The organism is Paenarthrobacter sp. NPDC057981 (assembly GCF_042886835.1).
Taxonomy (GTDB): domain Bacteria; phylum Actinomycetota; class Actinomycetes; order Actinomycetales; family Micrococcaceae; genus Arthrobacter.
The window spans coordinates 242,503-262,129 of the sequence record NZ_JBHVQI010000003.1 but is presented as its reverse complement, the minus strand read 5'-3'; the positions used below and the strand labels follow the sequence as shown (position 1 = coordinate 262,129).

The following is a 19,627-nucleotide window of genomic DNA, read 5'->3' as shown; positions in this document are numbered from 1 at the left end:
CGGTCAGCCGTTGCGGAGGATGTCGGCTGCCGAGTCAAGTCCTTCCTGGGTGCCGACCGCTACGAGCAGATCGCCAGTGTGAAGAACGACGTCGGGTGCCGGCGAGGGGACAACCTCACCTTCGCGCATGATCGCCACGATGGAGACACCACTGCGTGTGCGGATTTGGGCCTTCCCCATGGCCTGGTTCACGAACGGGGAATCAGCGGTGATCGAAAACTGGCGTGTGACGATGCCCGGGACTTCGCGGTGTGCTTCGGCAAGGCGCATGGCAATATGCTGCCCGCCCAGAAGGTTCCCGAGAGTCGATGCCTCGTCTGCTGTCAACGGAATGGAGGCTTGGCACGTATCGGGGTCATCCCACGTTGAGACGAAAAGCTCCGTTTCGCCCTCGCGCAGTTCCACCACCCCAATGCGGCGGCCCGAAGCCGTCACGAAGTCCTTCCGGATGCCAAGGCCCGGAAGTTCGGTCTCATCCACGTTCATAGCTCCACCCTAAACTCTGTTGAACCGGTCCGGTACGTTGTTGACGCCCGACAGGTCCTATGTAGTTAACGCACTGGTACTACGGCTATTTCCACCTTGGCTGGCGGTTTCACGGGAAGGATCACCAGGAGGCCCGCCAGGAGCACCACCATGATCCCCAGGATGCCCCAGCGCTGGGCTTCCCCGGCAGCGACGACGGGAGATGCGATTGCGATGCAGAGCGTGAACAGGGTGGGCGCCAGGAAGCTGACGGCCCGTCCCGTCGTGGCGTAAAGACCGAACAACTCGCCGGACTCACCTGCCGGGGCAAGCCTGGCGAGGTATGCCCGGGAAGAGGACTGTGCGGGTCCGACGAACAAACACAGGAGAAGCCCGAAGACCCAGAAGGTGGAACTGCCAGGCCAGGGGCTCCCGAAGAAGACGTAATCACCGTTGCCCAGGACCAAGATGAAGGTTCCCGCAATGAGCAGGCCGATCAACGACAACACGATGACGGCTTTGGGTCCGATCCTGTCGTCCAGGAAGCCACCGATGATTGCGCCAACAGCGGCGACCACGTTGCCAAAGATGGCGAAGAAGATAACTTCCTTGAGCTCGAAACCGAAGGTCCCTGCGGCGATCACGCCGCCGAAGGTGAAGACTGCGGCGAGGCCATCGCGGAAGATCGCGCTGGAGAGCAGGAAGTAGATGGTGTGCGGGCTGGTCCTGTAGATGGCCCCGATGCGGCGGATCAGCAATTTATAGGACTCGACGAATCCCAAGGCCGCCGTGTCTTTCTTCACGGAGACCTCGGGGACAGCAAACATCACCGGGAGGGCAAAGATGAAGAACCACAGCGCAGAGAAGACGGCGACCAGCCGGATGTTGAGTGAATCCTGGGTAGACGCCCCAAACCAGTCGAACGAAGGCTGGACAAAAAGTTGCAGGACCAGCAGGAGCGCCACGATCCCGCCCAGATAGCCCATTCCCCAGCCGAAGCCGCTGATCTTGCCGATGTTGCGGGGTGTGGAGATCTGGGCCAGCATGGCGTTGTAGTTCACCCCGGCAAACTCGAAAAACACGTTGCCCAGTGCGATCAGGCAGACTCCGAGGAGCAGGAACTCGGGCCGCGGGAAGACGAAGAAGCACAGCCCGGTGAGCAGTGCCGTGGCGGCTGTGTTGACGCCGAGCCATAGTTTCCTCCTGCCGCCGGCATCGGAGCGTTGGCCCGTGACGGGCGCAAGCAGCGCGATGGCCAGGCCCGCGATGGCAAGGGCGGCGCCTAAAGCAGCCGAGGCCGCGTCTTCTCCGCCGAAGGCATTGGAGGTCAGGTACACCGTAAAGACGAACGTCGTCATGACGGCGTTGAAGGCTGCCGATCCCCAATCCCAGGACGCCCACGCGAGGATTTGTCCCTTCTTGGAGGTGACCGGACCGGAGGCAAGCTCGGATGTCGGGTTGGAGGCTTCGGGAACTGCGGCCGCGTTCATAGTGTGAATGCTATCGGGGCGGCATGGACTGCGTGGGGATGACAGACCGCTATGTGGACAACAGCAGTCGTCGGGCGGTTGGGACGGGGAAGTGGCCTAAAAGTGTCCTGGCCCCTTGATAAACTGGATGAACTGAACCCAACGTATGACCGCCTGCTCCAACTTTTGACAATTCTTTTCTGACTTTGCGGAGAAAACAGTGATCACAGTTCTCGCCATTACCTTTGCAGCGGCAACTGTGGCGCCCTTGATCTTCCGCTCGCTGCGAAGGAATGCGTTCTACGTTCTGGCCGCCGTCCCCGCGGCCGCCTTCATTTGGCTGGTCCTGCAGTACAGCTCCGTATATTCCGGCGAGGGCATAAAAGATGTCCTGCCTTGGATTCCCAGTTTGCACCTTGAACTCGCGTTCCGCATGGACCCCCTGGCGTGGGTCATGTCGCTGCTCATCCTGGGAGTGGGTTCGCTGGTGCTGGTCTACTGCGCCCGGTACTTCAAAAACAAGGATTCCGGCCTGGGGGGCTTCGGTGCCCAGCTGCTGGCTTTCGCTGGTGCCATGTTCGGATTGGTCACCTCCGACGACCTCCTGATGCTCTTTATCTTCTGGGAGCTCACCACCATCCTGTCGTACCTCCTGATCGGTTATGCCCGCACCCGTTTGGCGGCACGACGGTCTGCCCTACAGGCACTGATGGTCACCACGGCAGGCGGTCTGGCGATGCTCGTCGGCTTGATCATCCTGGGCCAGGCCGCCGGAACTTACCGCGTCTCCGCCATCCTCGACCAAGCCGGGTCGCTCCTTACTGGACCTATGCAGGGCGCGGTGGACGCCGCCGTCGTGCTGGTCCTGGTGGGTGCCATCACCAAATCGGCGCTCGTCCCCTTCCACTTCTGGCTGCCGGGGGCCATGGCGGCCCCGACACCGGTCAGCGCCTACCTGCACGCGGCTGCGATGGTGAAGGCTGGCATCTACATCGTGGCCCGCCTGGCGCCGGGCTTTGCATCTTCGGAGTTCTGGCTGCCGTTGGTCCTTGGGCTTGGCCTGGCCACCATGATCATCGGTGGCTACCGTGCGCTGCGGCAGACGGACATCAAACTCATCCTCGCTTACGGCACCGTGAGCCAGCTCGGGTTCCTCACAATGGTGGTGGGACTGGGCCGGCCCGACGCCGCCTTGGCCGGTCTGGGGTTGCTGCTGGCGCACGGCCTGTTCAAAGCCACGCTGTTCCTGGTAGTCGGCATCATCGACCACCAATCCGGAACGCGCGATATCCGTAAGCTCTCGGGAGTCTTCCGATCGTCCCGAGCCCTTGGCGTGGTTGCCGCGATCGCCGCCGCGTCGATGGCTGGCGTGCCGCCGCTGGCCGGGTTCGTCGCCAAGGAGTCGGTCTTTGAGGCCTTCGTCCACTACGGAACAGGCAACGAGGGCGCCCTGGGGATCTGGATCCTGGTGGGCCTGGTTATCGGCTCCATCCTCACGTTCGCTTACAGTGCCCGTTTCATGTGGGGAGCGTTCGCCGTCAAGCCGGGCGTGGAGCCCACTCCGTTTAAGCCCATCAAGCCCTCGTTCCTCGCGGCCCCGGCGATCCTCAGCCTTCTCAGCATCGTGTACGGGGTATGGCCCACGCCGGTGGACACCTGGATTCAGCCTTACGCTGCGTTGTTCGCCACCGGACCGGACGCCGTCGACGCCGGACACTTGGCTTTGTGGCACGGCCTGACGCCCGCTTTGGGCCTGACGGCGATAACGTTCGTGCTGGGCGCGGCGATGTTCTACGGCCGCAACGTCGTTGCCCGCCTCCAGGGCCTGGTCCCTGATTGGGTCGACGGCGACCGCGCGTACCAGAACACGATTGGCGCGCTGGATGATGTTGCGGTCTGGGTCACCGGCCGCACCCAGCGGGGTTCGCTGTACTTCTACCTGGCAGTGATCCTTACTGTCGCTTTCGCTGTTCCCCTGGCTGCCATCGTCATTGCCAACAAGCCGTTGCCTGACGGGATCTACTTCGTCGACCCGAACTCGCCGCTGCAGATGGTGCTGGGCGTGGGAATCGTAGTGGGAGCGCTGGCCGCGGTCCGGGCCAACAAACGATTCCTCGCCGTGCTGATGGTGTCCGTCACCGGCTACGGCATCGCCCTCATGTTCGCGCTGCAGGGCGCCCCGGACCTTGCCCTGACCCAGATGCTCGTGGAAACCATTGTGCTGGTGGCCTTTGTCCTTGCCATGCGCAGCCTGCCTGCAGAGTTGCGTGACAGGACCGGCGGCCGGCTCAGGGTCATCCGCGTCATCATCGGCGCAGCGTTTGGCATCACCATGATCTTCGTGGCGATCTACGCGATGGGCGCCCGTGTGGCCACCCCGGTCTCCCTCGACTTCCCGCGCCTTGCCTATGAGGGCGGCGGGGGCTTGAACGTGGTCAACGTGACCCTGGTGGATATCCGCGCTTGGGACACTTTTGGCGAGATTTCCGTGTTGGCTATCGCCGCCACAGGCGTGGCGAGCCTGATCTTCGTCCGAAGCCGTGGCGACCGCATCAAAACGTCCGAAGCCGTGCCGGAAGGCAGCGTGGGGCGCCGCACCGGCGTCGAGCGTGATTCCCGGACGAGCGCCACGCTCGCCGTCGCCCGGAAGTTCACGGCCGTCACCCGTGACGCCTGGCTGGTAGCTGGCCGGACCTTGGCTCCCGAGCGGCGATCGATCATTTTCGAAGTCGTCACCAGGCTCATCTTCCATTCGCTGATCGTCTTCTCCATCTATCTCCTCCTCGCGGGACATAACCTGCCCGGCGGCGGGTTTGCGGGCGGCCTCACAGCCGGGCTTGCCCTGACCATCCGCTACCTGGCCGGTGGACGGTTTGAGTTGAGCGAGGCAGCGACCGTCAGTGCCGGAACACTTCTGGGAACGGGACTTGCGACGGCGGCGGCCTCAGGTGTCGTGCCGCTGTTCCTTGGCGGACAGGTCTTCCAGAGCGCCATCATCGAGTTCTGGCTGCCCGTCTTCGGTGACGTCAAGTTCGTCACGTCCACGATTTTCGATATCGGCGTGTACATCGTGGTGGTGGGACTGGCGCTGGATGTCCTCCGCAGCCTCGGTGCGGAAATCGACGAGCATTTTGAAGGCCAAGGCGCGCCCCTGACGGCGGAAGACGCCGCAGAACAGGCCGAACAGGCCGCGCAAGCGGAGCCGGCCGGACTGGCCGAATCCGCTGCCGAATCTGCCGCCTCCGGGAAAGGTACCGCATGAGCATCAACCTGACCCTGCTGATCGTCATGGGTGTTCTCTACGCCTGCGGCATCTACCTCATCCTCGAGCGCAGCCTCACGCGCGTGCTGCTGGGGCTGATGTTGCTGGCCAACGCCACGAACATCCTCATCTTGAGCACGGGAGGGTATGCCGGGCTGGCTCCCTTCTTCACCAAGGAAACAGACCCCCATTCCTACAGCGACCCCCTTCCGCAGGCTCTGATCCTCACATCAATCGTCATCTCTTTCGCCGTGACAGCGTTCATGCTCGGCATCATTTACCGGACCTGGGTCCTTGCCCGACAGGATGAAATCCAGGACGACCTCGAAGACGTCCGCGTGGCTAAAACCCCGAGCTTCGATGCCGAGGACGATGCGATCGTGCCCTTGGAGACCTCGGAGTTCGCGGTCACCCCGTCCAGTACCTCGGACCGGAACCACCCGGAAGCCACAGAAACCCCCAATACGTCATCGACGCAGGAAGGAGGCAGCGCGTGAATCTCGCAAACCTGTCGCCGCTGGCTGTCCTCCTCCCGATTTTGGGCGCCGCGCTGGCGTTCCTGCTGATCCGGCACCAGACCGCCCAGCGGGTAGTCAGCATCGGCATCCTCAGCAGCACCTTGCTGTTGGAGTGCCTCCTGCTGTTCTCCGTCTGGAGTGGCGGCACCACCTCCGTCACTTTGGGTGGCTGGCTGCCGCCCTGGGGCGTGGTGCTGGTCGTGGACCAGTTCTCCTCGCTCATGCTCGTGGTTTCGTCCGTGGTGAGCCTGGCGGTTTTGATCTACGCCACAGGCCAAGGCATGGCCGACGGCGACCAGGAAGCGCCCGTTTCGATCTTTCACCCCACCTACCTCATCCTGGTGGCGGGCGTGTCCAATGCCTTCCTCACAGGTGACCTCTTCAACCTCTACGTCGGCTTCGAGATCCTGCTGACGGCAAGCTATGTGCTCATGACCCTGGGCGGCACCGGCCCGCGCATCCGTGCCGGCGTCACGTACGTGGTGGTCTCCGTAGTGTCGTCCGTCCTGTTCCTCATTGCCATTGCCATGATTTACGGGGCCACCGGAACCATCACTATGGCGGACCTGGCGGTCAAGCTGGCGGAACTGGACCCGGGCACGCAGAACCTGTTGCACGTGATGCTGCTGGTGGCGTTCGGCATCAAGGCGGCAGTCTTCCCCCTGTCGTTCTGGCTTCCTGACTCATATCCCACGGCTCCGGCCCCGGTCACAGCGGTGTTCGCAGGCTTGCTGACCAAGGTGGGCGTCTACGCGATGGTCCGGACGGAGACTCTCCTGTTCCCCGGAGACACCCTCAACGTCCCCTTGATGGTGGTGGCGCTGCTGACCATGGTGGTGGGCATCCTGGGCGCCTTGGCCCAGAGCGACATCAAACGTCTGCTGTCCTTCACCCTGGTCAGCCATATCGGCTACATGGTGTTCGGGCTGGCCATCAGCTCCGTGTCCGGCCTGGGCGCGGCTGTGTTCTACGTGGCGCACCACATCACCGTGCAGACCAGCCTGTTTTTGGTGACGGGTCTGATCGAACGTCGTGGCGGCAGTTCCTCCATTGACCGGCTGGGTGGCTTGGCCAAGCTCTCGCCTTTGCTGGCCTTGCTGTTCTTCGTCCCGGCCATGAACCTGGCAGGAATTCCGCCGTTCTCCGGCTTCCTTGGCAAGCTCGGCCTCCTGCAGGCGGGCGTGGAGCTCGGCACACCGTTGGCGATCGTGCTCGTAGTGGGCGGTGTGGTCACCAGCCTCCTGACCCTGCTGGCCATCGCAAGGGTTTGGAACAGGGCTTTCTGGCGCAAACCCGAAGATGCCGAGTACCCCGACCCCGTGCTGCTGACCCCCGGAAACGTCGGAGTCCTGCCGCGAACCATGGTGGGTTCCACCGCGGCATTGGTGGTGTTCGGTGTGGCTTTGACCGTCTTCGCCGGCCCACTCTTCCAGATCGCGGACGGTTCAGCTGAAATCATGTTGGACCGCTCGGCCTACATCCATTCGGTGTTGGGCGACGCCGTAGAGGTACCGCCCCTGCCTCAGAACGGTGGTGCGAAATGAGCCGCAAACCGACCTCGTTCCGCACGGAGCTGCCGCTGCTCATCTGGTTGGTCATCGTGTGGGGTGCGCTGTGGCGGGACTTCAGCCCCGGAAACCTGCTCTTCGGCGCATTGATCGCCGTGCTGGTTGCCAAGTTCTTTTACCTCCCGCCCGTGGAGCTCAGCGGCAGGTTCAATATCCTGCGCGCCATCCCGTTCGCCCTGATCTTCCTTGTAAAAGTGGTGGCAGCGAGCTTCGTGGTTCTATACCTGGCTGTTGTCAAAGGGCCCAAGGTCCGTAGCGCCGTCGTCGCTGTTCCCCTGCGGAGCCATTCGGACCTCATGGTGACTGCCACAGGCCACGTCATATCGCTGATCCCCGGATCACTGGTGGTGGAGGTGGACCGTTCGACGTCCACCTTGTACTTGCACGCACTCAACATTTACGGGGAAGCGGACATCGCCAAAATACGCCATGAAACCCAGAACATTGAGGCCGGGCTGATCCGCATTATGGGAACCCGTGAAGAGGTCGAGGCACTGAAATCGGAACCTCGTGCCGGCCTGGAAGGGGCAGTGCTGTGAAGGAACTTGTTTTGGTGGCTACGGCGGTGATCCTCAGCCTCGCAGCTGCAGGTGCAATCATCCGCATCGCGATCGGCCCGTCCCTGCTGGACCGCGTCCTCGCCTCCGACGTCCTTTTGGCTATCGTGGGTGCAGCTCTGGCCGTGGACATGGCAGTGAACCGGCATCTGAACAACCTGATGCTCCTGGTGGCACTTGCGATCATCGGGTTCATCGGCTCGGTAACGGTTGCCCGTTTTGTGGCCGAGAGGAGGGAGCACAGCAATGAATCCTGATGCCTCAGGCGTGGACGTCGTCATCGACGCCGTTACCGTCGTGTTCCTGATTGTCGGTGCGCTGATGTCCCTCGGTGCGGCGATCGGCCTGTTGAGGTTCCCGGACCTGATGAGCCGCATGCACGCAGCCACCAAGCCGCAGGTGCTCGGCCTGTTCCTGATGCTCTCAGCAATCGGCTTGCAGATGCGCACCTGGTGGGTGTGGCCGGTCCTGCTGGTGGCGTGGATCTTCCAGCTCCTCACAGCGCCGGTCTCCGCACATATGGTGGGACGTTCGGCGTACCGGACCAAGCACGGACACCGCGAGAAGCTCACCAAGGATGAACTCGAAGCCGTGGTCCAAAGGGCTGCCGCCGGCCAGGAGCCTCTGGAGCCCTAAGCAATCCGAACCTTAAAGCAACGCGGGGTCACTTATGGCCCATCCCCGAGGGACTTTTGGGCCATAAGTGACCCCGCGTTGCTTGTCCCGGTGGTGCTTAGACGATGTCCTGCGACTTCGCGAAACGGGCAATGGCCCGCTGCGTGCCCCGGCTGGTGAGGACTTGGATCAGCGTGCTCACGAAGGCGGAAACCAACGCAAAGGTCAGGGCCGAGCGAAGGCTCGTTTCCATGTCGTCGTTGCCTGTGGGCGGCTTGTTGCCCGTGGCCTTTTCCCAGCCTTTGTTGACGAGTTTGGTACCGACAAAGCCTGCGCCGAGGCTAATTCCGGCGCCCAACAGCTTGAAAAAGAGGTTCATGCCCCCAGCCTAGCTGTACGGCAGGCTACCTGCGGTTCTCCCGTTCCTTGAGAAACGCAGTCAAGGATCCGACCGGCGCCAGCACCGGGATCACCGGGTGTTCGGCCGACCAAAGGGCGTCCACGGAGTCGAAAGCCGCGATTTCCTTGAGCAAGTAATAGGTGGGCGGCATCAACTTAAGCCCGCCTTCAGCTTCGGCGGCCAAAATTCCGCTGACAGGCATCCACAGTGATTGCCAGGCCTCCGTGGTCTGGTGCCGAGGCTGCGCTTCCGGTGCGGGTTTCGCGATGTAGAAGTAGGTGTCAAAACGCTTGGGCATATCCACTGGAGTGATCCAGTTGGCCCAGGGGCGCAGGGCTGCGGCCTCTATGGCCAGCCCAGCCTCTTCCTGGACCTCGCGGATGGCTGCAGCGAGGACGGTACCCGCGGCCTTCTGCGTCAGGGCTGGATCCGAGGAAATCGAACTCTGTGCCCAGGCGGCAGCGTGGCTGTGGAGCAGCTCCGCCGGGTAATCCCATCCGGCCTGATCCGTTGCATCCACCCGGCCGCCCGGAAACACCACCATCCCCGCAGCGAAGTCCATGGTGCTGACCCGGTGCTGGACGAACGCCTCGAGCCCGGACGGGGTATCGCGGAGCAGGATGACGCTGGCTGCGAGGCGTGGCTCGGACACTGGCGTGGTGTCGGGAAGGCTGGAGCCGGGAAGATCCGTCATGCAGTCATTCTCGCAGGTGCGTTGCGGGGCCTGCTCTGCGTGCCACGGGCGAGGAATGGGGCGCAGAGCGGGCCTCGCAAGGGCAAGGACGGAATATGACCCCGCCTGCCCGCCCACCCGGGCTCCCAAGCACGCCAAGGTGTAAACTGAACCAGCCCATCAGGGCAGATTTGATAACGACAGGGGAGCGCCTCCGTCGAATCCTGCACCACGCAGGAGACGCGAGGGCGCTGAGAGTGCGGACAGCCGCAGACCCTCGAACCTGATCCGGTTAGTACCGGCGCAAGGGAGTCGAGCTTCTCAGAGTGTCCGGATCCGGACGGCGCAAGCCAGGTGGACTCCGGGGAGCACTTTCCCCTCCTGTAACCTCAGGAGGCAGAAAATGACCACGGTAAACGTGAAGAAGACCAGTTACGGCTGGCGAGTTGTAGACATCGTGGTGGCAGCCCTCATCGCCATCGCCGGCGGCGTGATCTTCTGGGCCTGGTCTCAGGGCGCCGCGATCGTATCCATCCCCATGAACGCGGCCTACCCGCCGCTGACCGGCCTGATCGCCGGCGGCTGGATGATCCCCGCCGTCCTGGGCATGCTCATTATCCGCAAGCCCGGCGCAGCCCTGTTCTGCGAGGCTGTGGCCGCCACCGGCGAACTCATCATGGGCTCGCAGTACGGCACCACGGTGCTGATCTCCGGCATCCTGCAGGGTCTCGGCGCGGAGCTCATCTTCGCGGCGTTCCGTTACAAGAAGTTCAACCTGCCCACGTCGCTTCTCGCGGGTGCAGGTGCCGGACTCTTCTGCGGCCTTAACGACTCCTTCCTCCCGTGGGGCTGGAACATCGCCTATGAGGCCATCGACAAGCTGACCTACATCGCGTTCTGCACGCTTTCCGGCGCCATCATCGCCGGCGCACTGTCCTGGATCGCCACCCGCGGTCTGGCGAAGACTGGCGTTCTCAGTTCCTTCGCCTCGCGCAAGGCCGCTTCGGAGCCAGTCTTCAGCTGATGCCCGCCACACAGAGCGGCACGGTCAAGCCTGCCGCCATTTCCGCCGAGGGGTGGGGGTGGCGGCATGCGGGGCGTTCCACGCCAGCCATCCAGGGCCTGGACCTGCGGATTGAACCAGGGGAGCGGGTCCTCCTGCTGGGCCCATCCGGGGCCGGCAAGTCCACGCTCCTGCACGCCCTGGCCGGGGTGCTGGGTGACGAGGAAGACGACTCGGACGAGACCGGCTCGCTGCTGATCGACGGCGCCGCGCCCCGGGAGTCGCGGGGCCGCGCCGGGTTGATGCAGCAGGACCCCGAAACCCAGGTGATCCTCTCGCGCGTGGGCGACGACGTCGCCTTCGGTGCGGAGAACCTGGCTGTGCCCCGGGATGAGATCTGGTCCCGTGTGCACGAAGCGCTCGACGACGTCGGCTTGCGTAGCGCTGCCGGCGGCGGTTTGGCGTTGGACCACCCGACGGCGGCACTTTCCGGAGGCCAGAAGCAGCGGCTTGCGTTGGCGGGCATTCTGGCGATGCGGCCCGGGCTGATCCTGCTCGATGAGCCCACGGCCAACCTTGACCCCGCAGGCGTGCTGGAGGTCCGGGACGCAGTGCGCCGCTGCCTGGACAAGACCGGTGCCACGCTGGTGGTTGTGGAGCACAGGGTTTCCGTGTGGAAGGACCTGGTGGACCGGATCGTGGTCCTGCAGCCCGGTTCTGCCGGTGGGGGAACACTGCTGGACGGGCCGCCGGACCAGGTTCTCTCCGAGGCACGATCCACGCTGATGGCAGCGGGCGTGTGGGTACCCGGTTACGTTCCCGCGACCCGGGCACGGCTGCAGGCGGACGGTCCCAGCGAGCTGCTCCTCGTGGCCCAGAACCTTGCGGTTTCCCGGGAAAAGCCCAAGCGGAAGGGCTTCAGGACCGTCCCGCCCGTTCCCGCGCAGAAAGACATCACCGCCCAGGTCAGAGCCGGCCAGGCATTGACCATTACCGGGCCGAACGGTGCCGGCAAGTCCACCTTCGCACTCACCTTGGCCGGTCTTCTGGCGCCGGTGGATGGCGCGGTGAGTGCCGGCGTCGAGCTTTCAGACGGAGCCGGCATTGACCCGTACAAATGGAAAGCCGATCAGCTGATCTCCCGGATTGGCACTGTCTTCCAGGAACCGGAGCACCAATTCGTCACCGGCAAGGTCCTGGACGAGCTCATGTTCGGTCCAAAACACCTTGGCCACGGCGAAGAGCGCGTCGACGAACTGGTGGAGCGGTTGAGACTGGGCCATTTGGTGGACGCGAATCCCTATACCTTGTCCGGAGGGGAGAAGCGGAGGCTCTCAGTAGCCACAGTGCTGGCGGCCCACCCCAAGGTGCTGGTCTTGGATGAACCCACGTTCGGCCAGGACGCCAATACGTGGGCCGAGCTGGCGTCGTTCCTTTCGGAGCTGCTCGATGCCGGGACGGCAGTCGTGTCGGTGACCCACGACCAGGAGTTCAGCGCGGTCCTGGGCGGGACGGAGCTGCGACTGGGGCCGGCAACGCAGGGCGAAGCAGCGCATCAGGAAGCGGGTGCCGCGTGAAGGACGCATTGAATCTGAGCGGAAACCACGCACTCCTGACCCGGGCGAACCCCCTGGCGAAGTTCGTGGCCGTCTTCTTCATCTCGCTGGTGCTGGCCTTGTCCATCGACTGGGTCTCGGCATCCACTGCGCTGATCGCGGAATTGGCACTTTTCCCGTTGGCCGGCCTGACGCTGCGGCTGTTGTGGCTTCGCGCATGGCCGCTGATCATCGCGGCCGTGATCGGGGGCTGGAGCACCGCCATTGTGGCCGCCGACAGCGGCGCTGTACTGCTCGACGTCGGACTCTGGTCCATCAGCGAAGGTTCCCTTCAGCTGGGGCTGGGTTTCATGTTGCGCGGTTTGGCGATCGCCCTCCCGGCGATCCTGCTGATGTCGTGCACTGATCCGACTGACCTTGCCGACGCCTTGGCTCAAAAAGCGAAACTGCCGCACCGCTTTGTCCTTGGTTCCCTGGCCGCCATGCGGCTGGTGGGCCTCCTGGCGGAGGAATGGCAGACCATTGGAATGGCCCGGCGTGCCCGTGGTGTCGGCTCGCAGGGCAGCCCGCTGCAGAGGCTCAAGGCGACGCTGGGGCAGAGCTTTGGTTTGCTGGTCCAGGCTGTCCGCCGGGCTTCCAGGTTGGCCGTGACCATGGAAGCGCGCGGCTTCGGCGGCGGGCAACGGACCTGGGCGCGCGAGTCCACGTACTCATTCCTGGACGTGTGGGTGCTCCTTGGCGGCGTGGCCATAGCTGCCGGCGCAGTACTCACGGCCGTGGGCGCGGGGACATGGAGTTTTGTTTGGCGCTAGCGTGCTGGCAGCTCCTGGATTTCGTCAAAGTCAGACCGCGTGAGGAAACCGAGCTGGGCTTCCTTTTCCTCCAATTGAATGATGGGGCCCAGCTCGAAACATGTCGCCTCCAGGCGGCGGAGGGCTTTCGCGTTGCGTGAATCCGGCTCCACGATGATCCGGTCCTTGCCGGGGATCGAGAACATGTACCTGATAAGGGAGGTGCCAAGCCTCGGGGTGAAGTGTGGAATGGGCCGGGTGGCCGGTGCCAGCAACAGATGCATCCCGATGTCCGCCTCCCGGGCGGGGTAGGCCTCGCCCACAGGGTCGTGAAGGGGCTCGTACGTCTGGAACAATGCCAGGGGCTCGCCGTCGAGGAGGGCCAGGAAGGCATGGTGCGTGTCCAGTGAATCAAGGAATTCGTAGATTCCGAGTACTTCCTCGCGGGATTTCTCCGTCATTCCCCAGAACCTGGCCCTCGGCTGCGAAACCCACTCGTGGATGAGTCCGATGTCCTCGGCCGGGACCAGCGGAACGATCCGGAGCGAGCCCCAGCCGTCGAGCTCCTCGGTGTAGACGGTGGTGCGGACAGAGAAATCCTGTGTGGTGGTCATGGTTTCCTTATGTTGGTGCGGCCGGTGCCGCTGTCAGTGGGTGTCTTTGGCCAGGGCGGACCAGTCGGTGGCCACAGGGAGCAGCCGGCCGTCAGTCCACAGCGGGAGTTGGTCTGCAAAGCGCCTGTGACCGGGGGTTCCGGCGGCACCAAAAGGCACGACCCATCGGCTGTTGGCCCGATCGCCCAGGTCCCAGACATAACGGGCGACAGGACCCCGGAAGCTTCTGTCTTCCACTCCGGGGAGGCTCTCGGTGCTCAGCACGCAACCGGTATCTCCGCCAAGGCCGGATGTGGGTACCGTTGCCGCAATAGCCTCGGGGAGGACGTGTACTGCCGACAGCTTGTGCCGGTCGCCCCAGGATGCTCGGTCCAGCGAAACGTCTTCCCGTGCCGTGTCCTCCAACGCCGCCACAGCTTCCGTGTTCACGTCGATACCCAGTTCCGGGGCCCGGTCCAGCAGTGTCTCCAGTGCAAAGCCGATGCGCGATGCCACAGACAACCATGGCCCGAACAAGGGGGAGTATCCGCTGGGCGTGTCCAACGGAGCCAGAGCCGCGTGCCCGTGGAAGCGCTGGACCAAAGCACCGCGCCAAGCAGCGAAGAGCGCCGCCTGCTGGCTGTCCGCGTCCATCCGGCCATCCCAGGCCAGAAGCTGCGACCTCACGTCCGTTGCCTTCGGGGAGAGCGCGCCGGGGTGAATTGAGCCAAGAATCCGCCGGAAGACGGGCCAAGGACCCAGCAGTGTGTCAGTGTGGATGGCCTGCATATTGTCAACGGTGAGCGTCCCCGCGGGAGCGGACTCCAGCAAGTGCCGGATGCGCACGGCACGATGGGCGGGCGCGAACTCCATGGCTACAGTATTCCCGCCGCCGGCCGCGCGATCGTTGGCGCTGACCGCGAACCGCTGGATCTCGGTGCGGGGCAACGCTGCGTAGTGCCCGTCCCAGGCGTGGCGCGCCGAAGGTGCCGGCGCGGGCAAGCGGCGGTTTGCCGGGTTGCGCTGCGGAACCAACCCGGCAACGAAATGTCTCACAGCCCCCGACGAATCTGCGGCCACCACACTGTTGACGGGCTCCACCCATGCATCGAAGGCAGCTTCAACGTCGGCGACGCTCCGGCTCCGCAGCAGCGGCAGGAGGGCCTCGAAACCCAACCGCCCTTCAACCCGCGCCGGAAAGCGCAAGCTCAGGGCGCCGCCGTCGGGCGTTTCAGAGACGACTGGACCACGGGCAGTCTCGATGATTTCGACCGTAACGGCGTCGCCGCCGCGTACCCTGATGGTTTCGGAACTGACGACGGCGGTTTGCCAGCCTTCCGGGCCGCGCGCCTCGATGTGTTCGCCGTCGGCGTCCCGGATCCGGCGGAGTTCTTCCACGAAAAGGTCCTGATAATCGGCCATGGCGTTGGTGACGGCCCAGGCAGCGTGGCCGGTATGGGCGAAGTGCGGCAAGCCCGGGACGCCGGGGAACGCGAAGCCCACAACGTCGAATTCCGGACACGCGAGCCGCACCTGCTGGTAAACGCCGGGCAGTTCCATCAGGCGGTGGGGGTCTCCGGCGATCAACGGCTGCCCGCTCGCCGTCGTGGAACCGTGGGCGGCCCAGGCGTTGCTTCCTGACCAGACCGGGGCTTCGATGCTGAACAGGTCCACGGCGTCGTCCCCGAGAGCCCGTGCGACGTGGGCGCGGAACATTTTGTTGGGGAAGGTCGAGAAGAGGATGTGGTGCACCAGGAAGACGCCCAAGGGAGTCCAAGGTAGCCAAGGTTCCGGCGTACAGCTGGCTTCGTCGAACTCCTGGCCGCCGCGGAGCCCGTCGTCGAGGGCCTGGTTGATGCCGGCCACGTACTGGGCACACCAGCGCTGGGTCTGGTGGGGGAGCTTGTCGAAGCAGCGGCGTGCTGTGTCATTGAGCCGGGCCTGCCGGGCAAAGCGGTCCCAGACCACGGCGTCGGGGCCCAGCACTTCCGCGGTGCGGCCTTCCGACCGCCAGCGTTCCAGCTCGATCTGCCACGAACGGTCCGCCCCGGCGTTACGGCCTTGGAGGAAGGCGAGTTGATCCGCCGAGTCAGCCCAGAGATGCGGAATGCCCCAGTTGTCCCGGTAGTTCCCGGGACCACCTGCCGGGGCGGAAGGTGGCGTCATGTTCTCTGGCTGCTTTCGGGCTTAGGTTAGGCTTACTTAAGTTCAAGATAGGTGGCATCGGCCGCGCACACAAATTGTGGCCGTTCGTGGAGGGATGCTTTTTGAAGCGCAATTGGGAAGGCGTCGTCCTCAAGGTTATGGGTGCCAAGGACTTCACCTTGAAGGTGACCGGCCGGGAAGAGATCACGCCGGATTTCCTCCGCGTGCACGTTCGCGACGGCGGACTCTTGAAGGCCAGCGGCCTGCACCCCACCATGTGGATCCGGCTGTGGTTCGACGACTCCGGCAAGGCCCATCAGCGCGCCTACACCCTGGTGGACGCGGATCCGGCCTCCGGCACGTTCAGCATGGATTTCGCGATGCACGCCGGGGTGGCGGCTGATTGGGCACGCACTGCCCAAGCCGGCGACACCATCGACGCCACCGTCCAAGGCAGCTCGTTCAGCTTTCCGCAGCCCGCGCCGCGCCGCATTTGGGTGGTGGGCGACCCTGCATCCATTCCCGCCATCAACTCGCTGCTGGACGCGCGGGGATCGGTCCCCGTCACGGCCTGGCTTGAGTACAAGCACGACGCCGACCCCTCCCTTGAGGTGCGGGCCTCGGATTCCGATGTGGTCACCTGGATTCCGCGCAAACGCGACGGGTCAGCGTTGGTCGAGGAGGTGTGTGGTTCGCTGACGTCCGGTTCCGTGGCCGTGGCGGAAGACTTCTTCTGGATCGCGTGCGAAGCGTCAAGTACCCGGGCAATCGTCAAGCATTTGCGGAAGGGCTTGGGCGTGGACAAGCACCGGATTGATGCGCTGGGCTACTGGCGGGCGTAGGTCCTTTACTCGCGCCAGTTCAGGAAGCCCTTTTTGCCTTCCGGAGGGGTGAGCACCACGTCCCGGCCATACTTCTTCTTCGCGTCGGCTCCGAAGAAGGCATCCGGGACTATGCGGACTGCCTTGGCCACTTTGCCGTCCTTCAGGAACACGAACAGCGCCGGTGATGCGGTGTAGCGGTTCTCCTTGGTGAGGGGTTCGCCGAAGGCCTCCTCGATGTCCTTCGCCGGCGTTCCCGACAGGACAAACCCGGCCTGGTCCCACTCGAAGTCCGTGGCATCGGCCAGCTTCAAGGACGTGCCATTGGTGGCGGAATCGAGCACTTTGCTGTTGAGTGGCTCGTTGGATTCGGGCATAACGGTTCCTCCCAGGGAACAAGCGGCAAGAGTGAAGGCCAGGGCAAAGGTGAGCAGGCAGGCTAGGGCGGCGCGGCCTGCGGTAGTCCGCATCCGCCGTCGGGCTTGTTGTTGGTGCGGGACGCTCACGAGGTTGTCCTCGACTCGTCGTTGAACTCCGGGTCCTTGCCCGGGGCCGGTTCGGCGTTATTCGCGTCGCCGGTTTGGTCCATGGGAACTTCGTTGGACGGGTGCGGCAAGAGGTCCGGCCCCACCACCACGGTATCGCCGTTGTTCACGGCTTTCTCAATCAAGTCGGCAAGCTCCTCAGCGCTGGCGTCCGGGTGGGCGATAGCCACGTTGCGGCCTACTTCATTGTTGTACAAATCCATGGCTTCGCGGGGCGCCGGGTTGCCAGGCAGTTGTTCGTGTGCCGTGGCGTAGTCCTCAGCCCATTCGGCGCCGAACTCCTTGACCATCAGGGCGTTCCAGTACGCGTGCCGGAAGGCGTCATTCTGGTCATCGTTCTGGTCGGCGCTGGGGAAGCGCTCATCTGCAACACTGAACGCGTCGTCGTGGATGCCCTTGAAAGCGTTCATTTCGAATGGGCCCAGGCCGTTGAGCAGTTCTGCTTCCTTCTCGGTGACCACCCTTTGGTCAACGACAAAGCGCAGCGGGTCCCAGTCGCCGGGCCAATTGGTGGTCTTGGCGTCACTGACCTGGTACTGCTCCAGTATTTCCTGGGGCGACGGACGATGGTCATCCGTGGCAGCCACTGTGCCCGCCTTGAAGGTCGGCAAAGTTCCAGGACCTTTTCCGGCGGAGCCGGGTGCGCCATCCGTGGATGCAGCAGATTGCTCCTGTGCATTGGCCAGCACTGACCGGGAGGCCTCGTCCATCTGCCGCGAGGTCCTCTCCAGCAGTGGTCGAAGACTGCCCTGCCATTCGGCGGTGAAACGCTCTGAATCGTTGCCACGCCAATGACCGTTCCGGGTGATGAGAGAGTCAAGTTCCCGGGCCCGGCCGGACAGTGCCAGAGCGCCGCTGGCCAGGGACTTTGAGAGTGCTTTGAGTTGGTCGACGTCGGCGCCGTAGAAAGGCATGTTTCCCCCTGTAGTTTCCAATTCATGGTCAGCCATCCCATGCCTTGGGAACAATGGGGACGGGTGCCCATGTGGAAATCTCCGTCCAGCACTGCGCGCCGCCGTCGGGCTTTATCGCACAAAACGGGTAGGGTGTGACGTTTGCCGCGCAAACCGTGTTTTGGTAGCCAGTTCTAACTCATTTGTGATATTTCTTGGGTATGACTCAACCTACCGCAGAACACGTCGGCCTCCTGCTCCGCAATGCACGTGGAGAAAAGGGCTGGACGCAGGGGCAGTTGGCTACTGAGCTGGGAACCAGCCAAAGCGCAATCGCCCGGATGGAGCAAGGTAAACAGAACCTGAGCCTCCGGATGATCGAACGCCTCGAGGCAATCTTCGGCCGTTCCATCGTCAAAGTGGGCAAACCCCAGATGACCCACCTTCGGGTGGAAGGCGGGCGGACGCTTTCGGGCGAAGTGGATGTCAACAGCAGCAAGAACGCCGGTGTGGCACTGCTGTGCGCGAGCCTCATCAACCGCGGCACCACCACCCTGCGCCGGTTGGCACGGATCGAAGAGGTCAACCGGATTGTTGAAGTCCTGACATCCATCGGCGTGGAGTGCACCTGGCTCAACGGCAGCGATCTGCGCATTCGCCGGCCCGAGGTCCTGGATCTCGAGTCGATGGATGTGGACGCCGCCCGCCGTACCCGCAGCGTCATCATGCTGCTGGGACCGCTCCTGGATGAGACCAGCGAATACCTGCTGCCGTATGCCGGTGGATGCGACCTCGGCACCCGAACCGTTGAACCCCACATGCAGGCGCTGCGCGAGTTCGGCCTGACCGTTGAAGCCAAGTCCGGGTTCTACTCGGTGGCTGCTCCTCCGGCCGACGGACACCACCGCTCCTTCGTGCTGACCGAGCGCGGCGACACGGTCACGGAAAACGCAATCATGGCCGCCGCCCACCGCGAAGGCACCACGGTGATCCGCAACGCCAGCCCGAACTACATGGTCCAGGACCTCTGCTTCTACCTGGAGGGCTTGGGTGTTGATATCCAGGGCGTCGGTACCACCACGCTGAAGATCACCGGCCGACCGGCCATCGACGTGGACATCGAGTACTTCCCGTCCGAGGACCCCATCGAGGCCATGAGCCTGATCACCGCCGGCATCGTGACCAACTCCGAGGTCACCATTCGCCGCGTCCCCATTGAATTCATGGAGATCGAACTGGCCACCCTTGAGCAGATGGGCCAGAAACTGGAGGTCTCCGGTGAATACATGGCCCGCAACGGCCGCACCCGGTTGGTGGATGTGACCACCAAGCCTTCGGAGCTTCATGCCCCGCAGGACAAGATCCACCCGATGCCGTTCCCCGGCCTCAACATCGACAACCTGCCCTTCTTCGCCGTCATCGCCGGCAATGCCGAGGGCCAGACCATGATCCACGACTGGGTCTACGAGAACCGTGCCATTTACCTGACGGAGCTGAACAAGCTCGGCGCCCAGGTACAACTCCTGGACCCGCACAGGATCTATGTCAACGGACCCACCAAGTGGCGTGCCGCCGAGGTCGGATGCCCGCCTGCCTTGCGCCCCGCCGCCTGCCTGCTGCTGGCGATGCTGGCGGCCCGGGGCACATCGGAGTTGCGCAACATTTACGTGATTGAGCGCGGCTATGAGGACTTGGCCGAGCGCCTGAACACCATCGGCGCGAAGGTGGAGTACTTCCAGGACTGATCTTCGGG

Annotated in this window: 19 protein-coding genes and 1 riboswitch; of the genes, 11 read left to right on the top strand and 8 right to left on the bottom strand. The window is 63.8% G+C overall.

The features are described 5' to 3' along the window. Positions 1 to 3: 3 nt before the first annotated feature. Both ACFVSI_RS05965 and ACFVSI_RS05960 read right to left on the bottom strand, forming a co-directional pair. A complete protein-coding gene (locus ACFVSI_RS05965; protein ID WP_018778177.1) occupies positions 4 to 486 on the bottom strand; it encodes a cation:proton antiporter regulatory subunit in 483 nt (160 codons plus the stop codon). A 65-nt stretch (positions 487 to 551) separates the two neighbouring features. Next, positions 552 to 1,955 carry an MFS transporter gene (locus ACFVSI_RS05960; protein WP_387820723.1) on the bottom strand — a complete coding sequence of 468 codons (1,404 nt, stop codon included), beginning with the start codon at positions 1,953 to 1,955 and terminating at the stop codon, positions 552 to 554. Between the two features lie 199 nt (positions 1,956 to 2,154). Between ACFVSI_RS05960 and ACFVSI_RS05955 the strand changes: the two genes are divergently transcribed. Genes ACFVSI_RS05955 through mnhG form a run of 6 tightly spaced genes read left to right on the top strand, consistent with a single transcriptional unit; the run spans position 2,155 to position 8,475 of the window. Then, complete coding sequence (locus ACFVSI_RS05955; RefSeq protein WP_387820721.1) at positions 2,155 to 5,196, top strand: Na+/H+ antiporter subunit A; 3,042 nt, start codon at positions 2,155 to 2,157, stop codon at positions 5,194 to 5,196. After that, the gene (locus ACFVSI_RS05950) at positions 5,193 to 5,693 is read left to right on the top strand and encodes a Na(+)/H(+) antiporter subunit C (protein WP_387820719.1); all 501 of its coding nucleotides are present in this window, start codon (positions 5,193 to 5,195) and stop codon (positions 5,691 to 5,693) included. The genes ACFVSI_RS05955 and ACFVSI_RS05950 overlap by 4 nt, the downstream gene beginning before the upstream one ends. Then, positions 5,690 to 7,258: a Na+/H+ antiporter subunit D gene (locus tag ACFVSI_RS05945; protein ID WP_387820716.1), complete on the top strand. Its 1,569-nt coding sequence runs from the start codon at positions 5,690 to 5,692 to the stop codon at positions 7,256 to 7,258. Before ACFVSI_RS05950 ends, ACFVSI_RS05945 begins: the two co-directional genes overlap by 4 nt. Further along, the gene (locus ACFVSI_RS05940) at positions 7,255 to 7,821 is read left to right on the top strand and encodes a Na+/H+ antiporter subunit E (RefSeq protein WP_387820713.1); all 567 of its coding nucleotides are present in this window, start codon (positions 7,255 to 7,257) and stop codon (positions 7,819 to 7,821) included. Before ACFVSI_RS05945 ends, ACFVSI_RS05940 begins: the two co-directional genes overlap by 4 nt. Beyond that, positions 7,818 to 8,096, top strand: a complete 279-nt coding sequence (locus ACFVSI_RS05935; RefSeq protein ID WP_387820710.1) for a monovalent cation/H+ antiporter complex subunit F — start codon at positions 7,818 to 7,820, stop codon at positions 8,094 to 8,096. The genes ACFVSI_RS05940 and ACFVSI_RS05935 overlap by 4 nt, the downstream gene beginning before the upstream one ends. Beyond that, positions 8,086 to 8,475: a monovalent cation/H(+) antiporter subunit G gene (gene mnhG, locus ACFVSI_RS05930; protein ID WP_377548041.1), complete on the top strand. Its 390-nt coding sequence runs from the start codon at positions 8,086 to 8,088 to the stop codon at positions 8,473 to 8,475. The genes ACFVSI_RS05935 and mnhG overlap by 11 nt, the downstream gene beginning before the upstream one ends. 97 nt (positions 8,476 to 8,572) lie before the next feature. Here the strand turns inward: mnhG and ACFVSI_RS05925 are convergent, their stop codons facing one another. Next, a complete protein-coding gene (locus ACFVSI_RS05925) occupies positions 8,573 to 8,833 on the bottom strand; it encodes a DUF4235 domain-containing protein (protein WP_387820706.1) in 261 nt (86 codons plus the stop codon). Between the two features lie 25 nt (positions 8,834 to 8,858). Next, complete coding sequence (locus ACFVSI_RS05920) at positions 8,859 to 9,548, bottom strand: NUDIX domain-containing protein (protein ID WP_387820703.1); 690 nt, start codon at positions 9,546 to 9,548, stop codon at positions 8,859 to 8,861. Between the two features lie 171 nt (positions 9,549 to 9,719). Further along, positions 9,720 to 9,855: riboswitch (TPP riboswitch) on the top strand. A 75-nt stretch (positions 9,856 to 9,930) separates the two neighbouring features. Here ACFVSI_RS05920 and ACFVSI_RS05915 point away from each other — a divergent pair. From ACFVSI_RS05915 to ACFVSI_RS05905, 3 genes are read left to right on the top strand one after another with little or no spacing between them, the layout of a single operon-like run. Next, positions 9,931 to 10,551, top strand: coding sequence for an ECF transporter S component (locus tag ACFVSI_RS05915; RefSeq protein WP_387820700.1), 621 nt, complete (start codon positions 9,931 to 9,933; stop codon positions 10,549 to 10,551). Beyond that, the gene (locus ACFVSI_RS05910) at positions 10,551 to 12,107 is read left to right on the top strand and encodes an ABC transporter ATP-binding protein (RefSeq protein ID WP_387820697.1); all 1,557 of its coding nucleotides are present in this window, start codon (positions 10,551 to 10,553) and stop codon (positions 12,105 to 12,107) included. The genes ACFVSI_RS05915 and ACFVSI_RS05910 overlap by 1 nt, the downstream gene beginning before the upstream one ends. Beyond that, positions 12,104 to 12,898: an energy-coupling factor transporter transmembrane component T family protein gene (locus ACFVSI_RS05905; protein ID WP_387820694.1), complete on the top strand. Its 795-nt coding sequence runs from the start codon at positions 12,104 to 12,106 to the stop codon at positions 12,896 to 12,898. The genes ACFVSI_RS05910 and ACFVSI_RS05905 overlap by 4 nt, the downstream gene beginning before the upstream one ends. Here ACFVSI_RS05905 and ACFVSI_RS05900 read toward each other — a convergent pair. Together ACFVSI_RS05900 and ACFVSI_RS05895 are read right to left on the bottom strand one after the other, a co-directional pair. Next, positions 12,895 to 13,491 (bottom strand): GNAT family N-acetyltransferase, encoded by a 597-nt coding sequence (locus tag ACFVSI_RS05900; protein WP_387820691.1) that lies wholly within the window; start codon positions 13,489 to 13,491, stop codon positions 12,895 to 12,897. The genes ACFVSI_RS05905 and ACFVSI_RS05900 overlap by 4 nt on opposite strands. Before the next feature lie 33 nt (positions 13,492 to 13,524). Next, complete coding sequence (locus tag ACFVSI_RS05895) at positions 13,525 to 15,636, bottom strand: penicillin acylase family protein (RefSeq protein WP_387820688.1); 2,112 nt, start codon at positions 15,634 to 15,636, stop codon at positions 13,525 to 13,527. Between the two features lie 101 nt (positions 15,637 to 15,737). Between ACFVSI_RS05895 and ACFVSI_RS05890 the strand changes: the two genes are divergently transcribed. Then, positions 15,738 to 16,457, top strand: coding sequence for a siderophore-interacting protein (locus ACFVSI_RS05890; RefSeq protein ID WP_387820685.1), 720 nt, complete (start codon positions 15,738 to 15,740; stop codon positions 16,455 to 16,457). Positions 16,458 to 16,462: 5 nt separating this feature from the next. On the opposite strand, the gene ACFVSI_RS05885 is transcribed toward ACFVSI_RS05890, so the two are convergent. Both ACFVSI_RS05885 and ACFVSI_RS05880 read right to left on the bottom strand, forming a co-directional pair. Beyond that, positions 16,463 to 16,813, bottom strand: coding sequence for a hypothetical protein (locus tag ACFVSI_RS05885; protein ID WP_387820682.1), 351 nt, complete (start codon positions 16,811 to 16,813; stop codon positions 16,463 to 16,465). Positions 16,814 to 16,938: 125 nt separating this feature from the next. Continuing rightward, the gene (locus ACFVSI_RS05880; protein ID WP_387820679.1) at positions 16,939 to 17,895 is read right to left on the bottom strand and encodes a DUF6973 domain-containing protein; all 957 of its coding nucleotides are present in this window, start codon (positions 17,893 to 17,895) and stop codon (positions 16,939 to 16,941) included. Positions 17,896 to 18,095: 200 nt separating this feature from the next. On the opposite strand from ACFVSI_RS05880, the gene ACFVSI_RS05875 reads away from it, so the two are divergent. Beyond that, complete coding sequence (locus ACFVSI_RS05875) at positions 18,096 to 19,619, top strand: UDP-N-acetylglucosamine 1-carboxyvinyltransferase (protein WP_144660991.1); 1,524 nt, start codon at positions 18,096 to 18,098, stop codon at positions 19,617 to 19,619. The last annotated feature ends 8 nt before the right edge of the window (positions 19,620 to 19,627 follow it).